This window comes from Nisaea sp. (assembly GCF_965216895.1).
Classification (GTDB): Bacteria; Pseudomonadota; Alphaproteobacteria; order Thalassobaculales; family Thalassobaculaceae; genus Nisaea.
Window position 1 is genome coordinate 837,380 of record NZ_OZ244205.1, and the last position, 18,659, is coordinate 856,038.

Genomic DNA, 18,659 nt, shown 5'->3' on the forward strand with positions numbered 1-18,659 from the left:
TCCGGGACATTCCGGCAAGCTGCTTGGCCGGTCGCTGCGCGCCGGGCACAATGAGCGTCCTCGCGTTCATCTTTAGCCTGGAGGGATTCTCTCCCATGAAAGTGGCCACCTGGAACGTCAATTCGATCAAGGCGCGTCTTCCGAACGTCCTGGAGTGGCTCGACAGCTTCCAGCCGGACGTCGCGCTGTTGCAGGAAACCAAGACGGTCGACGAGAATTTCCCCCGCCTCGAGATCGAGGAGCGCGGCTACAATGTGCTGGCGCACGGGCAGAAGAGCTACAACGGAGTCGCAATCCTCTCCAGACACGAGATCGCAGACCCGCTGGTTGGTCTGCCCGGCGATGACGGGGACGCGCAGGCGCGCTATGCCGAGGGTACGATCGAGGGCATTCGTTTCGCCACCATTTACCTTCCGAACGGCAATCCGGTCGATACCGAGAAATTTCCCTACAAGCTCGGTTGGATGAAGCGCCTGAAGGCGCGCGCGGCCGAGTTGCTGGCCTCTGAGATGCCTGTCGTGCTGGCCGGCGACTACAACGTCATTCCCGCGGATGTGGACGTACACGACCCCGCAGCGTGGGCGGGGGACGCACTATGCCAGCCGGAGTCCCGCGCCGCCTTCCGGGAAATCCTGCATCTCGGCTATGTCGACGCCTACCGGATCCACAACACGGCGCCGCACCGCTACAGTTTCTGGGACTACCAGGGCGGCGCATGGCAGAACGATCACGGCGTCAGGATCGATCATCTGCTGCTCTCGCCCCAGGCGGCGGACCGGCTCGGCGCCTCCGGCATCGACACCGCCCCGCGCGGCAAACCCAAGGCCTCGGACCACACCCCGGCCTGGATCGAACTCGCGGCCTGATACGCGCTCTTCATCCCGTTCTTGATCCGTCATCCCCGCGTTGACGGAACGACGTCCGGTCAGTTGCCCCCGAACGGGTTCCCGAGCGGCCTCGTGCGCAACCCCGGCCGCAGACGCTTCCACGGTAGTGCCCCCGGATCCGCCAGCACTGGCCCCGGTGCCGCACACTCTATGATTTCCGCGGCAATCGGCGCAAAATCGGCGCGGTAGTGCACCGAGCTCTTGTTGCAGAGGATCTTCATCTTTTCAGGCGCGATACCGACGAAGCGGTACATCATGCGGTCCGCCATCTGCACCTTGCGCGAACCGACGACGACCTGCACCCCGCCGATGGACAGTCGGGCTGACGGGCCAAGCCGCATATGGGAGCCGGAATAGAACGGCCCGGTCGCCGTGAACCGCCCGTCGGAAAGCGCCTCCACGCGGAAAGTGCCTTCAAGCGGTGCATCGCCACGCACCCGGGACTTGCCGCCGAGGCCGACCGTGATGTCGGCGCCAACTCCGGCCGCATGGGCCGCCTCGGCGGCTGCCGGATCGACCAGGAGACCGAGCGCAGCCCCTTCGGCACCATTTTCGAGCAGCGCACGGAGCAGGCCCGTCGTGTCGCTGTCGCCGCCCCCACCGGAATTGTCCTGCACGTCCGCGATCACCACGGGACGATCGGCCGAGGCCGCGATCCGCATCGCTTCGCGCACCGCTGCGTCCGGGTCCGGCAGGTCGGCGGCGAACTCGGCCTCAACCGCAATTATCTCATCAACCAATTGTTTCACGGCACATTTCACGGACGCCTCATCTTCGCCATAGGCAAAGACGGAGGCGCCGCAATGGAAGATATCGGCAGCCGGAAATCCCGTCGCGAAGGAGAGCGAGACGCCGTACTCCGCCTCGATCACGGGGATCATGCCGTAGAGCCGGCCGGCCGGATCGGCCATGGTACATTGCCGCACCAGCGGCATCAGGAACGGGATCTGCTCAAACGCCCGGGCCGGCCTGCGGCCCCCGTCCTTCAGCAATCTATCCAGCGTGCGCGCGACCCTGGCGCCGGTGTCCGCCATGTCGATATGGGGATAGGTCCGGTAGGCATCGAGCCCGTCGGCCCGCGCCACCATCTCCGGCGTTACATTCGCATGCAGGTCGAGGCTGGCCATGACCGGAAGGTCCGGTCCCGTGACCTCGCGGATCCTACGCATGAGCTCGCCCTCACCGTCCTCGTAGCTTTCGGTCACCATCGCACCATGCAGGCAGAGATAGAGCGCGTCGGCCGGAAGCGCCGCCTTCACGCCCTCTACGATCAGGCCCGCAATATGTTCGAACGCCTCATCGGTCACATGGGCGGACGGCGAGGCTGCGGCCCAGCTCGTCGGCACCAGTTCATGTCCCAGGCGTCGCGCTTCGCCGATGAATCCGGCAACCGAGATATTGATCCCCTTCACCGCCTCGAAGAGCGGCGCCCCCGTGACCAGCGCGGGCCAGCTTCCCGGGCTCGTAAAGGCTTCGAGCCTCGCCTTGCTCGGCGCAAAGGTATTCGTCTCGTGCTGGAAACCGCCGATGATGATCCGCGCCATGGGGCAACTCCGGAATGGATAGAAACGCGTATGGTCAGTCAGTTAAGTCCGATGGCGCCGCAGATCGCGACCCAGACGTCTTGCAGGATGTAGCTGTCGCGGACCATGGGCAGCACCGCGGCCGCGACGAGGAGGAAGAAGACAAGCCCGAGAAACTCGGCCAGACGCCACCGACGGCGCCCATTGTTCCCGTTCTCGCTTCGGTCTTCGGTCATGTGCTTTGGCAGCCTCTGTTGTCTGCCCGGGACAGGTCGGATCACTCTAGCCGCGCCGGTCGTTACATGGCAATTGATGCACCGCCATTTCATCGGAACCGGACCGGTTCCGAACCCCGATCGATTGGAGACCTTGTCCGGATGACCGATATGGAACGGCTGAGCTTCGAGGAAGCCTGGGCCGGATATCTGAGATGGGCGCACAGGCTGCCCCCCGCACCTCCCCCTGTTACACCGCAGCGGATCTCCGGGATTGCGGAAATCCTCGGCGAGTTCGATGCGGTGATACTGGATAATTTCGGCGTTCTCAGCCTCGGCCCGCCGGTGATCCCGGCCGGCCCGCCTGCCTATGCCGCAATCCGCGCAGCGGGCGCCGCGATCCGCGTGATCTCCAACGACGGGTCTAAAGAGCTACCGGCCATGCTGCAGAGCCATCGCCGGCGGGGCTATCACTTCGCCGAGGAGGAGATCTTTGCCGGTCTCAGCCTTCTCGGCGAGGCCGCACGCGACGCAGCGAGCGGTCTCTGGGCTGCGATAGGTCTCGATCCCCTGCCCGTCCCGGCTGGATCTCTCGAGGTACAGAACTGGGCCATCACGCGCTTCGATATCGACCGGGCGGCGGGCCTGCTGCTGCTCGATTGCGGCTCGTTCGGGCGCAAGGATTTCCAGCCCGTGCTGGAGAGCTTCCAGCGCAATCCCAGGCCGGTCATCGTCTGCAATCCCGACCTTACGGCGCCCTATTCGGACGCGATGAGCCTGGAGCCGGGTTACCTGGCCCACTGGCTTGCGGACGAAACCGGCATCGAGCCCTTGTTCCTCGGGAAACCCTTCCCGGAGATCTACCGGCGCGCGCTCCGCGATCTCACGCATGTCCCTCCTGAACGCGTGCTCTGCGTCGGGGACACCCTGCATACGGATGTGCTCGGAGGACGCCACCTCGGGATGAAGACCCTGCTGGTCGAAACCGGTTTCACGCGCGGCCAGGACTCTCTCGCCCTTGCGGAAACAAGCGGAATCTGGCCTGATTTCATCGCATCTTCGATCTGAGAGCCGCGGAGGGCCGCCATGCGTGCCATCGCACTCCTAGCAGTGATCTCGCTGCTGCTCCTTGCGCCGGCAGAGGCCGCCGGCAAGAAGCCACTTGTCATCGAAGGGACCGCGCGCGTGATCGACGCGGGCACCCTGCAGATCGACAAGAGCGTGATCCGCCTGTTCGGAATCGTTGCGCCGGGGCCGCGGCAGAAATGCCTGCGCGGTTCCCTGCCCTGGCTCTGCGGGGCCGCCGCACGGACCTACCTGGTGGATCTGGCGGACGGCAAGAAGACCCGATGCGAGGCGGTCGAAAGCTTCAATGCCCGCTGCATCGTCGGCAACAGGGATCTTTCCAACGAGATGGTCCGCGCCGGATGGGCCGTTGCGGACGAGGCCGGTGACGCCTACCGGCCGGCCGAAGAAAAAGCCCGCGCTGCGAAGCGCGGGCTCTGGAAATATGCGTCCGAATAACCCTCTGAGGGACTAGAGCGCGGCAATCCGCTCCAGAGCGGCCGCCAGCTTGGCCCGGCGGGCCTTTTCCTCGGCAAGCCGTTCGCGGTTCTCCTCGACCACTTCAACAGGGGCCCTGGCGACAAAGCTCTCGTTCGACAGCTTCTTGTCCAGCTTCATGATCTCGCCGTCGAGCTTGCCGAGATCCTTCTCCAGGCGCACACGCTCCTGCGAAAGATCGACGACGTCGGCAATCGGGAGCGCGATGACGGCCTCGTCGATCACCCCCTGGACGGCGCCGGCCGGGATCTCGTCGCTCGCCGAGACGCTTTCCAGGCGCGCGAGCCGGAGAATGACCTCGCGATGGCGCCCGAGCCGCGCCTCCGTTTCTGCCGACATGTCCTTCAGGAGCAGGTCGATCCTGGCGCCGGCCGGAACATTCATTTCCGACCGGATGGAACGTATTTCCGAGATCAGCCGCACCACCCAATCCATCTCGGCAATGGCGCCGGCATCCGCCGCGTCGGCGAGATCCCGCGGCCAGGGCGCGGAGATCAGGAGTCCGTCGCCGCCAAACGCGTCCCAGAGTTCCTCGGTGATGTACGGCATCAGCGGGTTCAGGAGATTTACCGATTGCATCAGGGTCCAGGCGGTGACCGTCCGGGTTTCCGCTGCCGCATCTGCGTCCGCACCGGAGAGAATCGGCTTGGTAAACTCCACATACCAATCGCAGTAGGTGCCCCAGATGAACTGGTAGAGCGCGCCCGCCGCCTCGTTGAAGCGATATTCATCGATCGCCTTCGCGACCTTCGCCTCTGTCGCCGCCAGTTCGGAGATGATCCAGCGGTTCACCGTATGCTTGGCCGATTTCGGATCGAAGGAGGCGTCCCATTTGCACGCGTTCATCTCGGCGTAGCGCGCCGCGTTCCACAGCTTGGTCGCGAAATTCCGGTAGCCCTCGATACGGCTCTCGGCGAGCTTGATGTCGCGGCCCTGCGCGGCCATCGCCGCGAGCGTGAAGCGCAGTGCGTCGGTGCCGAATTTCTCCACAAGATCCAGCGGATCCATCACGTTGCCCTTGGACTTGGACATCTTGGCGCCGTGCTGGTCGCGCACCAGGGCGTGGATATAGACCGTCCTGAACGGCACCTCGCCCATGAAATGGATCCCCATCATCATCATCCGGGCGACCCAGAAGAAGATGATGTCAAACCCGGTGACGAGCACGTCGCCCGGGTAATAGCGTTCCAGCTCAGGGGTCTGTTCCGGCCAGCCAAGAGTGGAGAACGGCCAGAGGGCGGATGAGAACCAGGTGTCCAGAACGTCCTCGTCCCGGGTCAGCGCGGTGTCATTGCCATAATGCGCCTTCGCTGCAGCATGTGCCGCCTCTTCCGATTCCGCGACGAAAACCTCGCCGTCCGGTCCGTACCAGGCGGGGATCTGGTGGCCCCACCAGAGCTGGCGCGAGATACACCAGGGCTGGATGTTGCGCATCCATTCGAAATAGGTGTTTTCCCAGTTCTTGGGCACGAACTCGGTCTTGCCGGTCTCGACGGCCTCGATCGCCGGCTTCGCGAGCGTGGCGGCGTCGCAATACCACTGATCTGTGAGCCAGGGCTCGATCTCGACGCCGGAACGGTCGCCGTGCGGGACCGTGTGCTGGATCTCCTCGATCTTCTCGAGCAGACCGGCCGCTTCCATGTCGGCAACGACTTTCTTGCGCGCCTCGAATCGGTCGAGACCGCGATAGGCCTCGGGCGCGTTTTCGTTGATCCGGGCGTGGCTGTCGAAGACATTGATCATCTCGAGATCGTGCCGCCGGCCGACCTCGAAATCGTTGAAGTCATGCGCCGGAGTCATCTTGACGGCGCCGGAACCCTTTTCCGGGTCGGAATACTCGTCGGCCACAATCGGAATCCGTCTGCCGACCAGCGGCAGCACGACGTTCTTGCCGACAAGATCCTTGTAGCGCTCGTCCTCCGGATGCACCGCGACGCCGCTGTCCCCCAGCATGGTTTCCGGTCGTGTGGTGGCGACCGTGACGTACTGCTCCGGATTGTCTTCGAGCGGGTATCGGAAATACCAGAGGTGCCCCTTGCTCTCGACCTGCTGCACTTCGAGGTCGGAAATCGCCGTATGCAGCTTCGGGTCCCAGTTCACAAGGCGCTTGTCCTTGTAGATCAGACCCTTCCTGTAGAGATCGACGAACACTTTCAGGACCGCGTCGGAACAGCCCTCGTCCATCGTGAAACGCTCGCGCGGCCAGTCCGGCGTGGCGCCGAGAGCCCGGAGCTGTTTCGTGATGGTACCGCCGGATTCGGCCTTCCATTCCCAGACCTTCTCGACGAAGGCCTGACGGCCGAGATCACGCCGGTTGACCTGCTTTTCGGCAAGCTGACGCTCGACTACGGACTGGGTCGCGATGCCCGCATGATCGGTACCCGGTTGCCAGAGCGCGTCCCGCCCTGTCTTGCGCTTGTAGCGGATCAGGATGTCCTGGATGGTGAAAGTGAGCGCATGGCCCATGTGCAGACTGCCGGTGACGTTCGGCGGCGGCATCATGATTGTATAGGGGACCTTGTTGGAGCCCGGATCGGCGGAAAACGCGCCGGCCTTCTCCCACTTCTCGTAAAGCGCCTTTTCGACTGCGCCCGCTTCGAATGTCTTCCCAAGCATCGTCGGTGCCCTTGGCCTTGCCTGTCATAGGTAGAGGCGGGCTCACGGCAACGTGCCGGCCCGCCTAAAGGAGAGCAGGTTTAGGACATCGGAACGGGGAATTCCAGCCCGGAAAGCCCGGACGCGCGGGAACTCACCAGGGATCGCGGCGCTGAGACTGCATCACCAGACGCTCGATCTCCTCGCGCACCAGCCGCTCCACCATCATCGGCAGGTGCTGATCCAGCCATTCCTTCAGCATTGGCCGCATCAACTCGCGCGTCAGGCGCTCGAGTGTGATCGCGCCGTTGCCGATCGGAAGCTCGTGATAATCCTCGTTGAGCTTTTCGTTCAGCCGGCTGAAGGCATCAACCGTTTCGGCCGCCTGCGGCGGTGAGACAAGGCCTTCACTCGGCTGGGGCTGCGGCTGCGGTTGGGGCTGCTGCGGAGGCGGCGGCGGTGCCTGCGGAGGTTCGGGACGCTCTTCGGTATAGCGCTGTTCCTCGAACAGCGGTTCGGCCTCCTCGTCCTCCATGTCCGTCAGGTCGAGGACATCTTCCTCTTCCCCGGATTCAGATTCTTCCTCGAGTTCCGCTTCCGGCTCGGGCTCGACCTCCGGTTCAGGTTCGGGCTCAGGTTCCGGTTCGGGTTCTTCCTCGGGCTCGGGCTCGGGCTCGGGCTCGGGTTCCGGCTCGGGCGCAACTTCCGGTTCGGACTCCGCTTCCGGCTCGGGCGCTGCTGCTTCTTCGGGAGGTGAGGCTTCTTCGCCCTCTTCGCCGTCTTCGGAAATAATTCGCCTGATCGAGGCGAGGATTTCCTCCATCGACGGTTCTTGCGCCGTATCGCTCATCCAGACTCAAACCCACAAGAAATCAAGAGGGTTGAAGGGTATCCTACAAGTCTATGAAAGGCCAGCCAATCCTCCCACCGGTAGTCCCGGCGGGTCAGGGCAGCTTGCCCTCGGGCTCGGTCCCCCACCAGCGGTCGGAAACCTCGCGGTAGTGCTTGTCGTAATCGTAGAACTCGACATCGAGACCGAGATCCGCCGCAGTCAGTTTGCCCATCGCCAGCAGAAGCGTATACGCAGCCACGACTTCATTGCGGTTTGCGGCAACAAGATTGACCTGTGCGTCCAGCAACTCCTGCTCCGCATCAAGCACATCAAGCACCGTCCGGGCACCCACGGTCGCTTCCTGCTCCACTCCCTGGAGGGCGATATCGCTGGCAGAGACACCAGCCTCGAGCGCCGTGATTGCCGCCACCGAGGTCTGCCATGCCTCGTAGGCACGGGCCGCCAGATCGACGGTATTGCGGCGAATCGACTCGACGAGGATTCGCGAGCGGTTCGCATCCTCCTTCGCCGCTCGGACCCGGGCTGAAACCTGGCCTTTTTGATAGAGCGGAATCGAGACCTGCGCCGTCACGCTCAACTCGGTGGTCTCATCATCATTGACACCACTGTCAGCCGAGTAATCGGCGCTGCCGATCAGATTTACCGAGGGCAGCAGTTCGCCATAGACGAGATCAACGACCTCAATGAGCCGGCGCTCGTCGAATTTCGCCGCGATCAGCGAAAAATTGTTCACGACCGACTGTTCGACAGCCTCCTCTCGGCTGGCCGGCAGGTCGAGTTCGATGTCCGGGAGCGAGAGATCGTTCGGCACGAAGCCGACAACGCGCTCGAAAGCCACCCGCGAACTGATCAGGTCACCTTCGGCCTGGATCAGGTCGGCCTCGGCCTGGGCGACGCGCGATTCCGCCTGAGCGACGTCCGTCCGCGTCACTTCGCCCACTTCGAAACGGTCGCGTGTCGCGCGAAGCTGGGTTTCGAGACGTTCCAGGTTCTTCTGCTGCAGTTCCAGCACGTACTGGTCACGAATCACGTTCATATAGACGGTCAACGCGTCGAGCAGCGTCTGCTGCTCGGTTCCGAACATGTTCGCGCGCTCCTGCTGAACTCGATATTCGGACTGATTGACGTCCGCCTCGGTTCTGCCGCCGCGATAGATCGGCTGGGTGAATGTCAGGCTGGCGTCCTTCGGGGTCGTATCGCCGTTCGCCGTACCGGTGTTGTTCTCGGTATCGAAATTCGTGTACCCGGCCGAAAGGGTCGACGTGACAGTGGGCCGCCAGCCACCCTTCGCCCGCGGAACCCCCTCGTTGATGACCCGAAGGTTTGCGCGCGCGGCGTTCAGCGTCGGATTCGTCTGGTAGGTGTATGCGAGCACCTCGGACAGCGTCTCGGCGGAAACACGAGGCGCGGAAACACCAAGGATACACGCCGACACGGTCAGCATCGCGGCGGTGCGAAACAGCTTTTTCATAACCCTCTTTCGAGTCATCCGAGATCTTCCCTCATTTCCGGCCAGGCAGCGCCCGGAGTCTAAAAGACGAATTTCGGCTCGTTGCGGAATTCCGGCAGAAGCGGAACGGATGCGTCAAAGATAACACGCTTGGAAACGGTCGCGCCGAACTTCTCGACAAGAACGGCAGTTCCCTGCCGCGCGCCGTCTTCATACAGGATCGTGACCAGACGCCCGCCATCGCCAAGTTGCTCGATCAGAGGTTCGGGGATCCGTTCGACGCCCCCTCCGATGACGATCAGGCTGTACGGCGCCTTCTTCGTGTAGCCCTGAAGCGGGTCTCCCGCGACGATGGCCGCATTGTCGACATCGAGCGAGCCAAGCCGCTCATTCGCGGCGGCGACCATCTCCGCATTCTGCTCGATCCCGTAAACGGTACCGGCGACGCGGGAAAGAACGGCGGTCGAATATCCGCAGCCACAGGCCACATCCAGTACCTTGTCGCTGGCATCCGGAAGCGCCGTCTGCAGCAACCGGGCAAAAACCATTGCCTCCATCAGGATCCGGCCCGAGCCGAGAGCCAGATCCTCGTCGACATAGGCGACACCCATCATCGCCTTCGGCACGAAGAGTTCCCGCGGGACGAATTCGAATGCTTCGATGATCGCCGGATCCGTGACCTTGTTCGTCCTGATCTGGCTCTCGACCATGTTGTGGCGTGCAGTGGCGAAGTCCGACATCGCGCGGCAATGCTCCAGCATGTGAAATGGCAGGCCGTTCCGTGGCCAGAGGGGAGTTATACTTTGCCCGTTTTTCGAACACAATCGAGATGGCACGAACGGGAGGAACGGCCCAGGCGGCCGGAAGAGGGTAAGCATGAAACAGTACAAGATTGCAGCCGTTCCCGGTGACGGGATCGGGCCGGAAGTGATCGATGCCGGGGTGGAGGTTCTGAGGTCGGCCGCGGAAACCGATTCCGGATTCTCGCTGGAGTTCGAGAATTTCCCCTGGGGTGGCGACTACTACCGTGCGCACGGAGTCATGATGCCCGAGGACGGAGTCGAAACCCTGCGCCCGTTCGACGCGATCCTGTTCGGCTCCGCAGGAGACCCCGGGATTCCCGACCACATCACGCTCTGGGGACTGCGCCTGAAGATCTGCCAGACACTCGACCAGTACGCCAATGTGCGCCCTGCCCGGCTGCTTCCCGGTATCAGCGGGCCGCTGGCGAATGTCGGCGCAGACGACCTCGACTGGGTCATCGTTCGGGAGAACTCGGAAGGCGAATATGCCGGTGCCGGAGGGCGTGTGCATATGGGACTGCCGGAAGAGGTCGGGCTCGACGTCTCGATTTTCACCCGTCCGGGCGTCGAACGGATCCAGCGATTCGCTTTCGAACTGGCGCGCTCACGTCCCCGGAAGAAGCTGACGCTGGTAACGAAGTCCAACGCCCAGCGCCATGGCATGGTGTTCTGGGACAGCGTTTTTGAGCGGATTCGGGGTGATTATCCCGATGTCGAGACCGACAAGATGCTGGTGGACGCCATGACCACCCGCATGGTGCTCGATCCGAAGAGCCTGGACACGATCGTCGCCACCAACCTGCATGCGGATGTCCTGTCCGACCTGGCGGCCGCTCTCACCGGTTCCCTCGGCATCGCACCGACCGGAAACCTCCGGCCGGAGCGCGACATGCCGTCGATGTTCGAACCGATCCACGGTTCCGCTTTCGATATCACCGGAAAAGGCATCGCGAATCCGATCGGGACCTTCTGGAGCAGCGCCATGCTGCTCGACCATCTGGGCGAAGCGGCCGCGGCCGCGCGCCTGATGGCCGCGATCGAGCGGGTAACGGCGGACGGATCCGTGCTGCCGCGCGACCTCGGCGGCAAGGCCACGACCCGCGAGGTCACGGATGCGGTGCTCGCGGCGCTGGCCAGCGGGAACGTCTGACCGGGAAACGGTGAAAAGACATTGACGGGCGGGGGCGGTGCCGTTACCTATCCCGCCCTGCTGGCCCGGTGGCAGAGTGGTGATGCAGAGGACTGCAAATCCTTGTACGTCGGTTCGATTCCGGCCCGGGCCTCCAGCTTCCCCGTTTTTCCCTGATTTCGCGCATTTTGACACGGAAAACCCCGTATTTCCGGGAAGCAACCCGGGTCCTCGGGAAATTTGTCAAACTGTCGCGTTTGGGGTTTGCACTCTCGGAAATGCGCTGCTATATACCGGCTCCTCGTCGGGGCGCGCGCTTCGACGAGCCGCTGATCCCCGGTAGCTCAGCGGTAGAGCAAGCGGCTGTTAACCGCTTGGCCGGCGGTTCGAATCCGTCCCGGGGAGCCAATCAAAGAACGGTCGGAGCTTGCTCCGGCCGTTTTTTGTTGTCCGACTCCTCCCGCCGTTGCCGCCGGAACGCTTTCCGGTAACGATCACCTGCCCGTAGCACTGCAGGATCGCCCCATGCTCTCGGATATTCGCATCGTCGAGATCGAAGCCCTCGGCCCCGCGCCCTTCGCCGCCATGCTGATGGCGGATCTCGGCGCGGATGTCATCACCGTGCACCGCAAATCCGCGTCGGACGTCCCCGGCAAGGGCGAGCGCAATCTGCTCGACCGCGGCAAGCGCTCGATCGCGCTGGACCTGAAGGATCCCGGCGACGCCGACATCCTCAAGACGCTTCTCCGCACCGCCGACGGGCTGATCGAGGGATTCCGCCCGGGCGTGATGGAACGGCTAGGGCTCGGCCCGGATCAGTGCCTGAACATCCAGCCGAGACTTGTCTACGGGCGGATGACCGGATGGGGCCAGAGTGGTCCGCGTGCGACCGAGGCCGGGCACGACCTCAACTATATCGGTCTTTCCGGCGCGCTCTGGTACGGCTCGCCGGCAGGCCAGCCCCCCTTTCCGCCACCGACGCTCGTCGGCGATATCGGCGGCGGCGCGCTATACCTTGCGGTCGGCATGCTGAGCGGGCTTCTGAATGCGCGCGCGACCGGCCGCGGCACGGTGGTCGATGCCGCCATCGTCGACGGATCAGCCCACATGATGAATCTGCTGATGTCGCTGCGGGCTTCGGGAAGTTTCCGGACGGAGCGCGGACAAAGCCTGCTCGATGGCCCGCACTGGAGCCGGAGCTACCGTTGCGCCGACAACCGCTTTCTATCCGTGCAATGCCTGGAGCCGAAATTCTACAGGCAGTTCCTCGAGCGGCTCGGTCTAGCTGACGATCCCGGATTTACGGAACAGTTCGACAGGACGCGATGGCCGGAGCTGAACCGCAGACTTGAAGACCAGTTCGCCACCCGGCCCCGCGATCACTGGACCAAGCTCTTTGGCGCAAGCGACGCCTGTGTAGCACCGGTTCTTGACCCGGAGAGCTCGCGCGACGATCCGCACATGGCGGCGCGCGGCGTCTGGTCGCAGGAGCACGGCCGCCTGCAAGCTCTGGCCGCGCCGCGTTTCGACGGAGAACCGCCCTCTCCCGCACGACCCAGCCCAACCAGAGGAGAACACGGCGCCGAAATACTTGCCGAACTCGCACGCCTCAAGCCCAGGACTTAGACGGGAGGCTTCGGCCAGAATCGTCCTGCATCCAGAAAACGGGCCCAGGCTTCCTCAATGTCCCGGTTCGCCCGGATCATCTCGACGCCGTGCCAGCCGATCACCACGCCGGCGGCCCTCGCCAGATTGTTGGTCTCCGGGCGGGAACTTCCGTCCAGCAGTCCCGAAAGCTGCTCGATCGAAACCGCGTAATCATTCGCGTAGCCAAGGAGGTTCTGCAAACGCGCGGCCGCCTTCGCGAAGGCCTTCGCCTTCTTGGCCGGGAACAGTGAGGAAAAGGACTCGGCCGCATATCGCATCTTTTTCATTTCAAGGCGCAGCTCGTGCAGGGCCTCGTTCGGCCCCTGCAACGCCCGACGCCCCATCTTCCGAACCTTGCGGAAACGCTTTTCAAGACGCGACGCGGCAAACGTCTCGCTCTGTTCCCGAGCGTCCTGCCTCGCGTTCTGAAGACGGGAGACCGTCTCGATCAAGAGACCGAGATCAAGCTGAAGTGCCGTGAAACGCCTTGACGCGACGGCAGCGCGCGCGTCGCGGTAGCCGATTTCCTGGCGCAATTCCGCAAGACCCCGCAATTCCTTGAGGGCCGGGATGCCCTCGCCGAGCGCACGTTCAACAGGAAGGTGCAACTCGTCGATATAGACATCCCACTCCCGTGCGTCGCCGAGAGCGCCGGCGAGCCATTTGGCCTCCGCACGCACACGCGTCGTCAAGCCTTCATCCCCGAGGTCCCGAAACATGCCGAGCGCCGCCCGGAGGCGGCGCAACGCCACCCGCATCTGATGCGGCCCCTCCGGGTCCGTGCTTTCCAGGACCGCGGCCTCGTTCGCAGCAATCTGGGTCAGACAGGTCCCGAGGATTATCGCCGCCGACTGGCTGATCCCGCTGCCCCGGACGAGTGCAGGCTTCTCCCTCTTCACAGGAAGCGGTTCCGGCGGCGCATTCAGCTGTTCCGCGCGCAAGGCCTTGCCGCGATATTCGATCCGGACCGGAACATCGTCCTGAATGGCCCGAGCCAGTTCGAACAATGCCGCCGCCGCGCCGTCCTTCAGTTCGAGCTCCAATTCGGAGACCGGCATCGATTTCATGCCTGAGCGGATTTCGCCGATGTCGAGATCGACGGAAATCAGGGCGTTGCCGAATTCTCCCTCGAACCGCACCTCCCGGCTCGTGCGTTTGAAATCGGTGACGAATGCCGGTTGAAGGCGCTCCCAGTGACCGCTCTTAGAAAGGAAATCGCGGACATCGGGCAAAGGAATATGATCAAGGACCGGTTGATCGTCTCGAACCCATCTCTCGACCTCAATCCTCTCCGTCAGTCCTGCTTGCCAGCCGCTCCCGATCTTGAGAGTCTGCAAGCGGCGTTTCCCGATTTCCCGGATGCGCAAGGTCATCCCGGCTGCGGCAAGAGCTCCATCGGGAGTGTCAAAGTAGGTCGACTTCAAGTGCGAGCTTTTCGCCCGCCCGGTTCCCGCATCGACCAGCAGGGGCAAACGTTTCAGTTTGTTCTGCCATTTCTGCGGAACGGCGAGACGCAGTTCAGCCTCAATGGGCGCCTCCTCCGTCCTCACGTTCATACGAGATCCTTGGGTGTCACGAACCGAATCAACTCCCCGGTTGCGGGTGCCAGCTCGGACCACAGATTTATGTTCACCTCAATGAAGGCCAGGCCGCCGGTCGGGAATTTCTGCTGCAGGCGTTCGAGTTCGTCTCCGCGCCGTCCGTGGCACAGAGCCGATGCGAGACGCTCCAATCCCGGATTGTGTCCGATCATCAAGACTGATCCGAGCGCATTGTCGAGATCGGATAAGACCTCGAGCAACCGGTCGAGATCCGCTTCGTAGATCGCCTCGCTCTTCAGGCATTCCGTATCCGGCTGAAGGAACGGACGGATGATTTCCCAGGTCTGCCGCGTTCGCCGGGCTGCGGAACAGAGCACGATGTCAGGCGCAACCGATTCCTGTCTCAGGAAATGTCCGATAAGCAGTGCCGCGCGCTCGCCGCGCTGGTTCAGCGGGCGGTCGAAATCGTCGAGCGATGGCTGGTCCCAGCTCGATTTCGCATGGCGCAGCAGAATCAGGGATTTGGTCACGCGCCGGTCTCCGCGCCACTGTCGGTATCAAGAAGCTTAACATATCAGAGATCGCGGTACCGTCCCGAGGCGCCTCGATCAAAATCAAGTAGATCGCCAATTCAGGCCGATTTCGACATAATTTTCAGCCGTTAAATTGACAGCGCCCCACGCTCCGGCCAAGGTCAATGACCGCTCCGGCAAGAGCCGCCGCCACATGCAAATTCAGGATAACCAATGAGCGCCGACTCTTCCCACGATCTCTCCGCGCGACACATCCCGGAAGATCAGACGGAGCTGACCTCCAGCCCGCCGGGAATCGTGGTTCGGGCGGCGCGTCCGAACGATGTCGACGCCCTCGCCCTGCTCGCACAGGAATTGCTCGCCTTCTACGGTCTGCCGGCCCGCAATCAGCGCTCCTACATGGCGCATGTGATGACAGCGGAACTGTTCGAGCGCGAGAGCAACCTCAAGATCCTGGTCGCGGATGCGGTCACGGGTCTCAGCGGATTTCTTGCCTATACCGAGGTCTTCGCCCTCGCCAGCTGCCAACGCAGCTTCTTCATTCAGGATCTGTTCGTGACCCGGCGCGCCCGCGCGGGAGGTGTCGGCGCGGCACTCATGGGAGAGCTCTTGCGCGAAGCCGATGAAAGCGAGATCGCGCAGATCGACTGGACGGCGGATCCATGGAACGAGAAGGCCTTGGCGTTCTACGAGAAACTCGGCCCCCTGTTGAAGAGCGACAAGACCCTGTATCGTCTCGCCGGTCCGTCGCTGCGACGATCTATGCAGGAACAGAAACGGTGAAATCCGCGTGATCCGAGTCGCTGTGTTCGATCGGACTGGCATAGCATTCAGGGGATCACTAAGTTCGTCCGGCAAACACCCCGTACGCGAGACCGGAGAAAAAGAATGCAAATTCGCGATGGCTTCGTCGGCACGATCGGCAACACTCCGCTGATCAAACTGAAGCGCGCGTCGGAGGAAACCGGCTGCACCATTCTCGGCAAGGCCGAGTTCCTGAACCCGGGCGGATCGGTAAAAGACCGCGCCGCGCTTGCCATCATCCGCGATGCGGAGGAGCGCGGCGCCCTGCGTCCGGGCGGCGTAATCGTCGAAGGAACCGCCGGCAATACCGGCATCGGTCTCGCGCTCGTGGGCAATGCGCTCGGCTATCGTTCCGTCATCGTCATGCCGGAGACGCAGAGCCAGGAAAAGAAGGACATGCTGCGTCTGGTCGGCGCCGATCTCCGCCTGGTGCCGGCCGTGCCATACAAGGATCCCAACAATTACGTGCGCTATTCGGGCCGTCTCGCGGAAGAGATCGCGGCAAGCGAGCCGAATGGCGCGATCTGGGCGAACCAGTTCGACAACGTAGCCAACCGCAAGGGCCACTACGAGACCACGGGACCGGAAATCTGGGAGCAGACCGACGGCAAGGTCGATGGCTTCATTTGTTCGGTCGGCAGCGGCGGCACGATCGGCGGCGTCAGCATGGCGCTCAAGGAACGCAACCCGAAAGTCCAGATCGGCCTCGCCGACCCGATGGGGTCCGCAATCTATAACCACTACGCGCATGGCGAGCTCAAATCCGAGGGCGGCTCCATCACCGAAGGCATCGGACAGGGCCGGATTACCGCGAATCTCGAGGGCATCACCGTCGACGCACCGTTTCAGGTGACCGACGAGGAAGCGCTCGACGTGATTTTCAAGCTTCTCATGGAGGAAGGTCTCTGCATGGGAGGCTCGACCGGCATCAATGTCGCCGGCGCCGTCAAGCTCGCCAGGCAAATGGGGCCCGGTCACACCATCGTCACCGTTCTCTGCGACTGGGGACACCGGTATCAAACGAAGATCTTCAACCCGGCTTTCCTGAGAGAAAAAGGCCTGCCGACACCGAGCTGGCTCGAGTAACACTACTCTAACGGGGAGAAAACCGTGACCTACGCCAATCCGCATGCCCTGGTAGAGACCGCCTGGCTGGCCGAGAATCTCGACACCCCGTCAGTGAAGATCCTGGACGCCAGCTATCACCTGCCGAACGTCGACCGGAATGCCGACGCGGAATATCGCGAGAAGCATATTCCGGGCGCGGTCCGCTTCGATATCGACGACGTGAAGGACGCGGACAATCCCCTGCCCCACATGGTACCGGATGCGGAAACCTTCGCGGTCAAGGCCGGCGCGCTCGGGATCTCCAGCGGCGACCATGTGATCGTCTATGACGTCTACGGCATGATGAGTGCCGCGCGGGTCTGGTGGATGTTCCGGCTTTTCGGTCATGATCGGATCTCGGTCCTGAATGGTGGCCTGCCAAAATGGATCGCCGAGGGACGAACTGTCGCCTCCGGCGTGGAAACGCTGCCTGCCGTGAATTTCTCCGCCGATTTCAGGCCGGCACTCGTGACCGACGTTCCGGCTCTGCTCGACAATATCGGCAGCAAGGAACGCACGGTGCTCGACGCGCGCGCCGCCGACCGCTTCAGCGGCACCGCACCGGAACCGCGCGCCGGGTTGCGCAGCGGACATATTCCCGGCAGCAAGAACCTGCCGTTCGGAAACCTGCTCAACAAGGACAAGACCTTTCTGCCGGCGGACCAGCTGCGCGCACGGTTCGAGCAGGATCTGGGCATGGATCTCGGCCAGCCGGTCTCGACGACCTGCGGCTCGGGCGTGACCGCCTGCATCCTTTCTCTCGGGCTCTATCTGCTCGGCAAGGAAGACGTTGCGGTCTATGACGGCTCCTGGAGCGAATGGGGCGCGCATCCGGACACCCCGGTCGAAGCCGGATAATCCGAAGGACGCACCATGTCTCTGGAAATTCGGCCGATCGCGGACGAAGACGTCTCGGATGTGATCGCGCTTTGGAAATCGGCGGCGCTGACCGTTCCGCACAATGACCCTTACGCGGACATCCGGTTCTGCCGGCGAAGCCCGTGCGCGGAGATCCTGCTCGGCTTCGACGGCGCGCGGCTCGCAGCGACGGTTATGGTCGGTCATGATGGTCACAGGGGCTGGTATTATTATCTCGGGGTGCACCCCGAAAGCCATGGAAGCGGCTTTGGCCGTCAGATCATGGAGGCGGCGGAGAGCTGGCTCATCGAGCGCGGCGTCGGCAAGGCACAACTGATGATCCGGCCGACAAACACGAAGGTGAAGGCCTTCTACGAGCGGCTCGGCTATATCGAGGAAGACCGCCTGGTCATGGCGAAACGCTTCCGACCGGTAGCGGACTGGCAGGCGGGCCGCGTCGAGACGACGGTCATCCATATGGAAATGCTCCGGCGCCCGGACCGTCCGGCGGCGCCGAAACCCAATTCGGAACATAAGGTCGTCCTGGAGCGCATAGGCATCCCGAGCACCCGGTTCTACCGCTATCTCTATAACGGGATCGGTGGCGACTGGTTCTGGGTGTCACGCCGTCTGATGGACGAGGAGACTCTCGCCCGGACGCTCGCGCGGAACGGGGCGGAATATTATCTGCTCGCGGTGGACGGTGAGCCCGCGGGCCTGATCGAGCTCGAGCGGACCATGGACAAGAGCGAAACCGAACTATCCTATTTCGGTCTCTTGCCCGGTTTCATCGGCCTTGGTCTCGGGCGCTATCTGATCGATGCCGCCGTCGACCTCGCCTGGGGCGCGGAAACACGACGCGTCTGGGTCCATACCTGCGATCTCGATCACCCGCGGGCACTGGGCAACTATTTGAGGGCCGGATTCGTGCCCTTCGCGCGCGAGACCGAAATCCTGCCGGATCCTCGCGAGGCGGGACTGACATCGCCGCCGGCGGCCGATGCACGGGGGCATGCGCCGGACAGCCTGTTTCAAGACAAGGCCGCTCTCGCGAAGCTTCCCGACCTTTCGGATTTCCCGGAATAGACAAAGGGCGCGCGCGATTTCTCGCGGCGCGCCCTTCGAAGGGGTCCCCTCCGGCCCCCCCCCTT

General features: G+C 63.2%; 17 protein-coding genes and 2 tRNA genes. 11 read left to right on the forward strand and 8 right to left on the reverse strand.

Translation table 11 applies throughout. From position 1 onward, the window contains the following. The first annotated feature begins 95 nt into the window (after window positions 1-95). Entirely contained in the window at window positions 96-866 is a 771-nt protein-coding gene (gene xth, locus ACOOE1_RS04010; RefSeq protein ID WP_420405050.1) for an exodeoxyribonuclease III, read from the forward strand. Between the two features lie 59 nt (window positions 867-925). On the opposite strand, the gene ACOOE1_RS04015 is transcribed toward xth, so the two are convergent. Next, window positions 926-2,431: a M81 family metallopeptidase gene (locus ACOOE1_RS04015; RefSeq protein WP_420405051.1), complete on the reverse strand. Its 1,506-nt coding sequence runs from the start codon at window positions 2,429-2,431 to the stop codon at window positions 926-928. A gap of 38 nt (window positions 2,432-2,469) precedes the next feature. Beyond that, the gene (locus ACOOE1_RS04020) at window positions 2,470-2,646 is read right to left on the reverse strand and encodes a hypothetical protein (protein WP_420405052.1); all 177 of its coding nucleotides are present in this window, start codon (window positions 2,644-2,646) and stop codon (window positions 2,470-2,472) included. A gap of 141 nt (window positions 2,647-2,787) precedes the next feature. Here ACOOE1_RS04020 and ACOOE1_RS04025 point away from each other — a divergent pair, with 141 nt between their 5' ends. Continuing rightward, window positions 2,788-3,693 carry an HAD-IIA family hydrolase gene (locus ACOOE1_RS04025; protein WP_420405053.1) on the forward strand — a complete coding sequence of 302 codons (906 nt, stop codon included), beginning with the start codon at window positions 2,788-2,790 and terminating at the stop codon, window positions 3,691-3,693. An 18-nt stretch (window positions 3,694-3,711) separates the two neighbouring features. Next, on the forward strand, window positions 3,712-4,149 hold the full coding sequence (locus tag ACOOE1_RS04030) for a thermonuclease family protein (protein ID WP_420405054.1): 438 nt from the start codon (window positions 3,712-3,714) through the stop codon (window positions 4,147-4,149). A gap of 12 nt (window positions 4,150-4,161) precedes the next feature. Here the strand turns inward: ACOOE1_RS04030 and ACOOE1_RS04035 are convergent, their stop codons facing one another. The 4 genes from ACOOE1_RS04035 to ACOOE1_RS04050 form a co-directional block, all read right to left on the reverse strand. Next, window positions 4,162-6,804 (reverse strand): valine--tRNA ligase, encoded by a 2,643-nt coding sequence (locus ACOOE1_RS04035; protein WP_420405055.1) that lies wholly within the window; start codon window positions 6,802-6,804, stop codon window positions 4,162-4,164. Between the two features lie 133 nt (window positions 6,805-6,937). Further along, window positions 6,938-7,633: a DUF2497 domain-containing protein gene (locus ACOOE1_RS04040; protein WP_420405056.1), complete on the reverse strand. Its 696-nt coding sequence runs from the start codon at window positions 7,631-7,633 to the stop codon at window positions 6,938-6,940. Window positions 7,634-7,727: 94 nt separating this feature from the next. Further along, window positions 7,728-9,107, reverse strand: coding sequence for a TolC family outer membrane protein (locus ACOOE1_RS04045; RefSeq protein WP_420405057.1), 1,380 nt, complete (start codon window positions 9,105-9,107; stop codon window positions 7,728-7,730). 59 nt (window positions 9,108-9,166) lie between these two features. Then, window positions 9,167-9,826, reverse strand: a complete 660-nt coding sequence (locus tag ACOOE1_RS04050) for a protein-L-isoaspartate O-methyltransferase family protein (protein ID WP_420405058.1) — start codon at window positions 9,824-9,826, stop codon at window positions 9,167-9,169. A gap of 136 nt (window positions 9,827-9,962) precedes the next feature. Between ACOOE1_RS04050 and ACOOE1_RS04055 the strand changes: the two genes are divergently transcribed. The 4 genes from ACOOE1_RS04055 to ACOOE1_RS04070 all read left to right on the forward strand — a co-directional run bounded on the left by ACOOE1_RS04055 (window position 9,963) and on the right by ACOOE1_RS04070 (window position 12,644). Continuing rightward, window positions 9,963-11,039, forward strand: coding sequence for a tartrate dehydrogenase (locus ACOOE1_RS04055; protein ID WP_420405059.1), 1,077 nt, complete (start codon window positions 9,963-9,965; stop codon window positions 11,037-11,039). 62 nt (window positions 11,040-11,101) lie between these two features. Beyond that, a tRNA-Cys gene (locus tag ACOOE1_RS04060) sits at window positions 11,102-11,175 on the forward strand. Between the two features lie 176 nt (window positions 11,176-11,351). After that, a tRNA-Asn gene (locus ACOOE1_RS04065) sits at window positions 11,352-11,426 on the forward strand. A gap of 117 nt (window positions 11,427-11,543) precedes the next feature. After that, window positions 11,544-12,644, forward strand: a complete 1,101-nt coding sequence (locus ACOOE1_RS04070; protein WP_420405060.1) for a CaiB/BaiF CoA transferase family protein — start codon at window positions 11,544-11,546, stop codon at window positions 12,642-12,644. On the opposite strand, the gene ACOOE1_RS04075 is transcribed toward ACOOE1_RS04070, so the two are convergent. Together ACOOE1_RS04075 and ACOOE1_RS04080 are read right to left on the reverse strand one after the other, a co-directional pair. Next, window positions 12,641-14,221, reverse strand: coding sequence for a CHAD domain-containing protein (locus tag ACOOE1_RS04075; RefSeq protein WP_420405061.1), 1,581 nt, complete (start codon window positions 14,219-14,221; stop codon window positions 12,641-12,643). The genes ACOOE1_RS04070 and ACOOE1_RS04075 overlap by 4 nt on opposite strands. Then, window positions 14,218-14,736: a SixA phosphatase family protein gene (locus tag ACOOE1_RS04080; protein WP_420405062.1), complete on the reverse strand. Its 519-nt coding sequence runs from the start codon at window positions 14,734-14,736 to the stop codon at window positions 14,218-14,220. Before ACOOE1_RS04080 ends, ACOOE1_RS04075 begins: the two co-directional genes overlap by 4 nt. A 216-nt stretch (window positions 14,737-14,952) precedes the next feature. Between ACOOE1_RS04080 and ACOOE1_RS04085 the strand changes: the two genes are divergently transcribed. The 4 genes from ACOOE1_RS04085 to ACOOE1_RS04100 all read left to right on the forward strand — a co-directional run bounded on the left by ACOOE1_RS04085 (window position 14,953) and on the right by ACOOE1_RS04100 (window position 18,594). Continuing rightward, window positions 14,953-15,522, forward strand: a complete 570-nt coding sequence (locus ACOOE1_RS04085; protein WP_420405063.1) for a GNAT family N-acetyltransferase — start codon at window positions 14,953-14,955, stop codon at window positions 15,520-15,522. Window positions 15,523-15,627: 105 nt separating this feature from the next. Further along, window positions 15,628-16,629, forward strand: coding sequence for a cysteine synthase A (locus tag ACOOE1_RS04090; protein ID WP_420405064.1), 1,002 nt, complete (start codon window positions 15,628-15,630; stop codon window positions 16,627-16,629). Window positions 16,630-16,653: 24 nt separating this feature from the next. Further along, a complete protein-coding gene (sseA, locus tag ACOOE1_RS04095; protein ID WP_420405065.1) occupies window positions 16,654-17,508 on the forward strand; it encodes a 3-mercaptopyruvate sulfurtransferase in 855 nt (284 codons plus the stop codon). A gap of 15 nt (window positions 17,509-17,523) precedes the next feature. Continuing rightward, window positions 17,524-18,594, forward strand: a complete 1,071-nt coding sequence (locus tag ACOOE1_RS04100) for a GNAT family acetyltransferase (RefSeq protein WP_420405066.1) — start codon at window positions 17,524-17,526, stop codon at window positions 18,592-18,594. The last annotated feature ends 65 nt before the right edge of the window (window positions 18,595-18,659 follow it).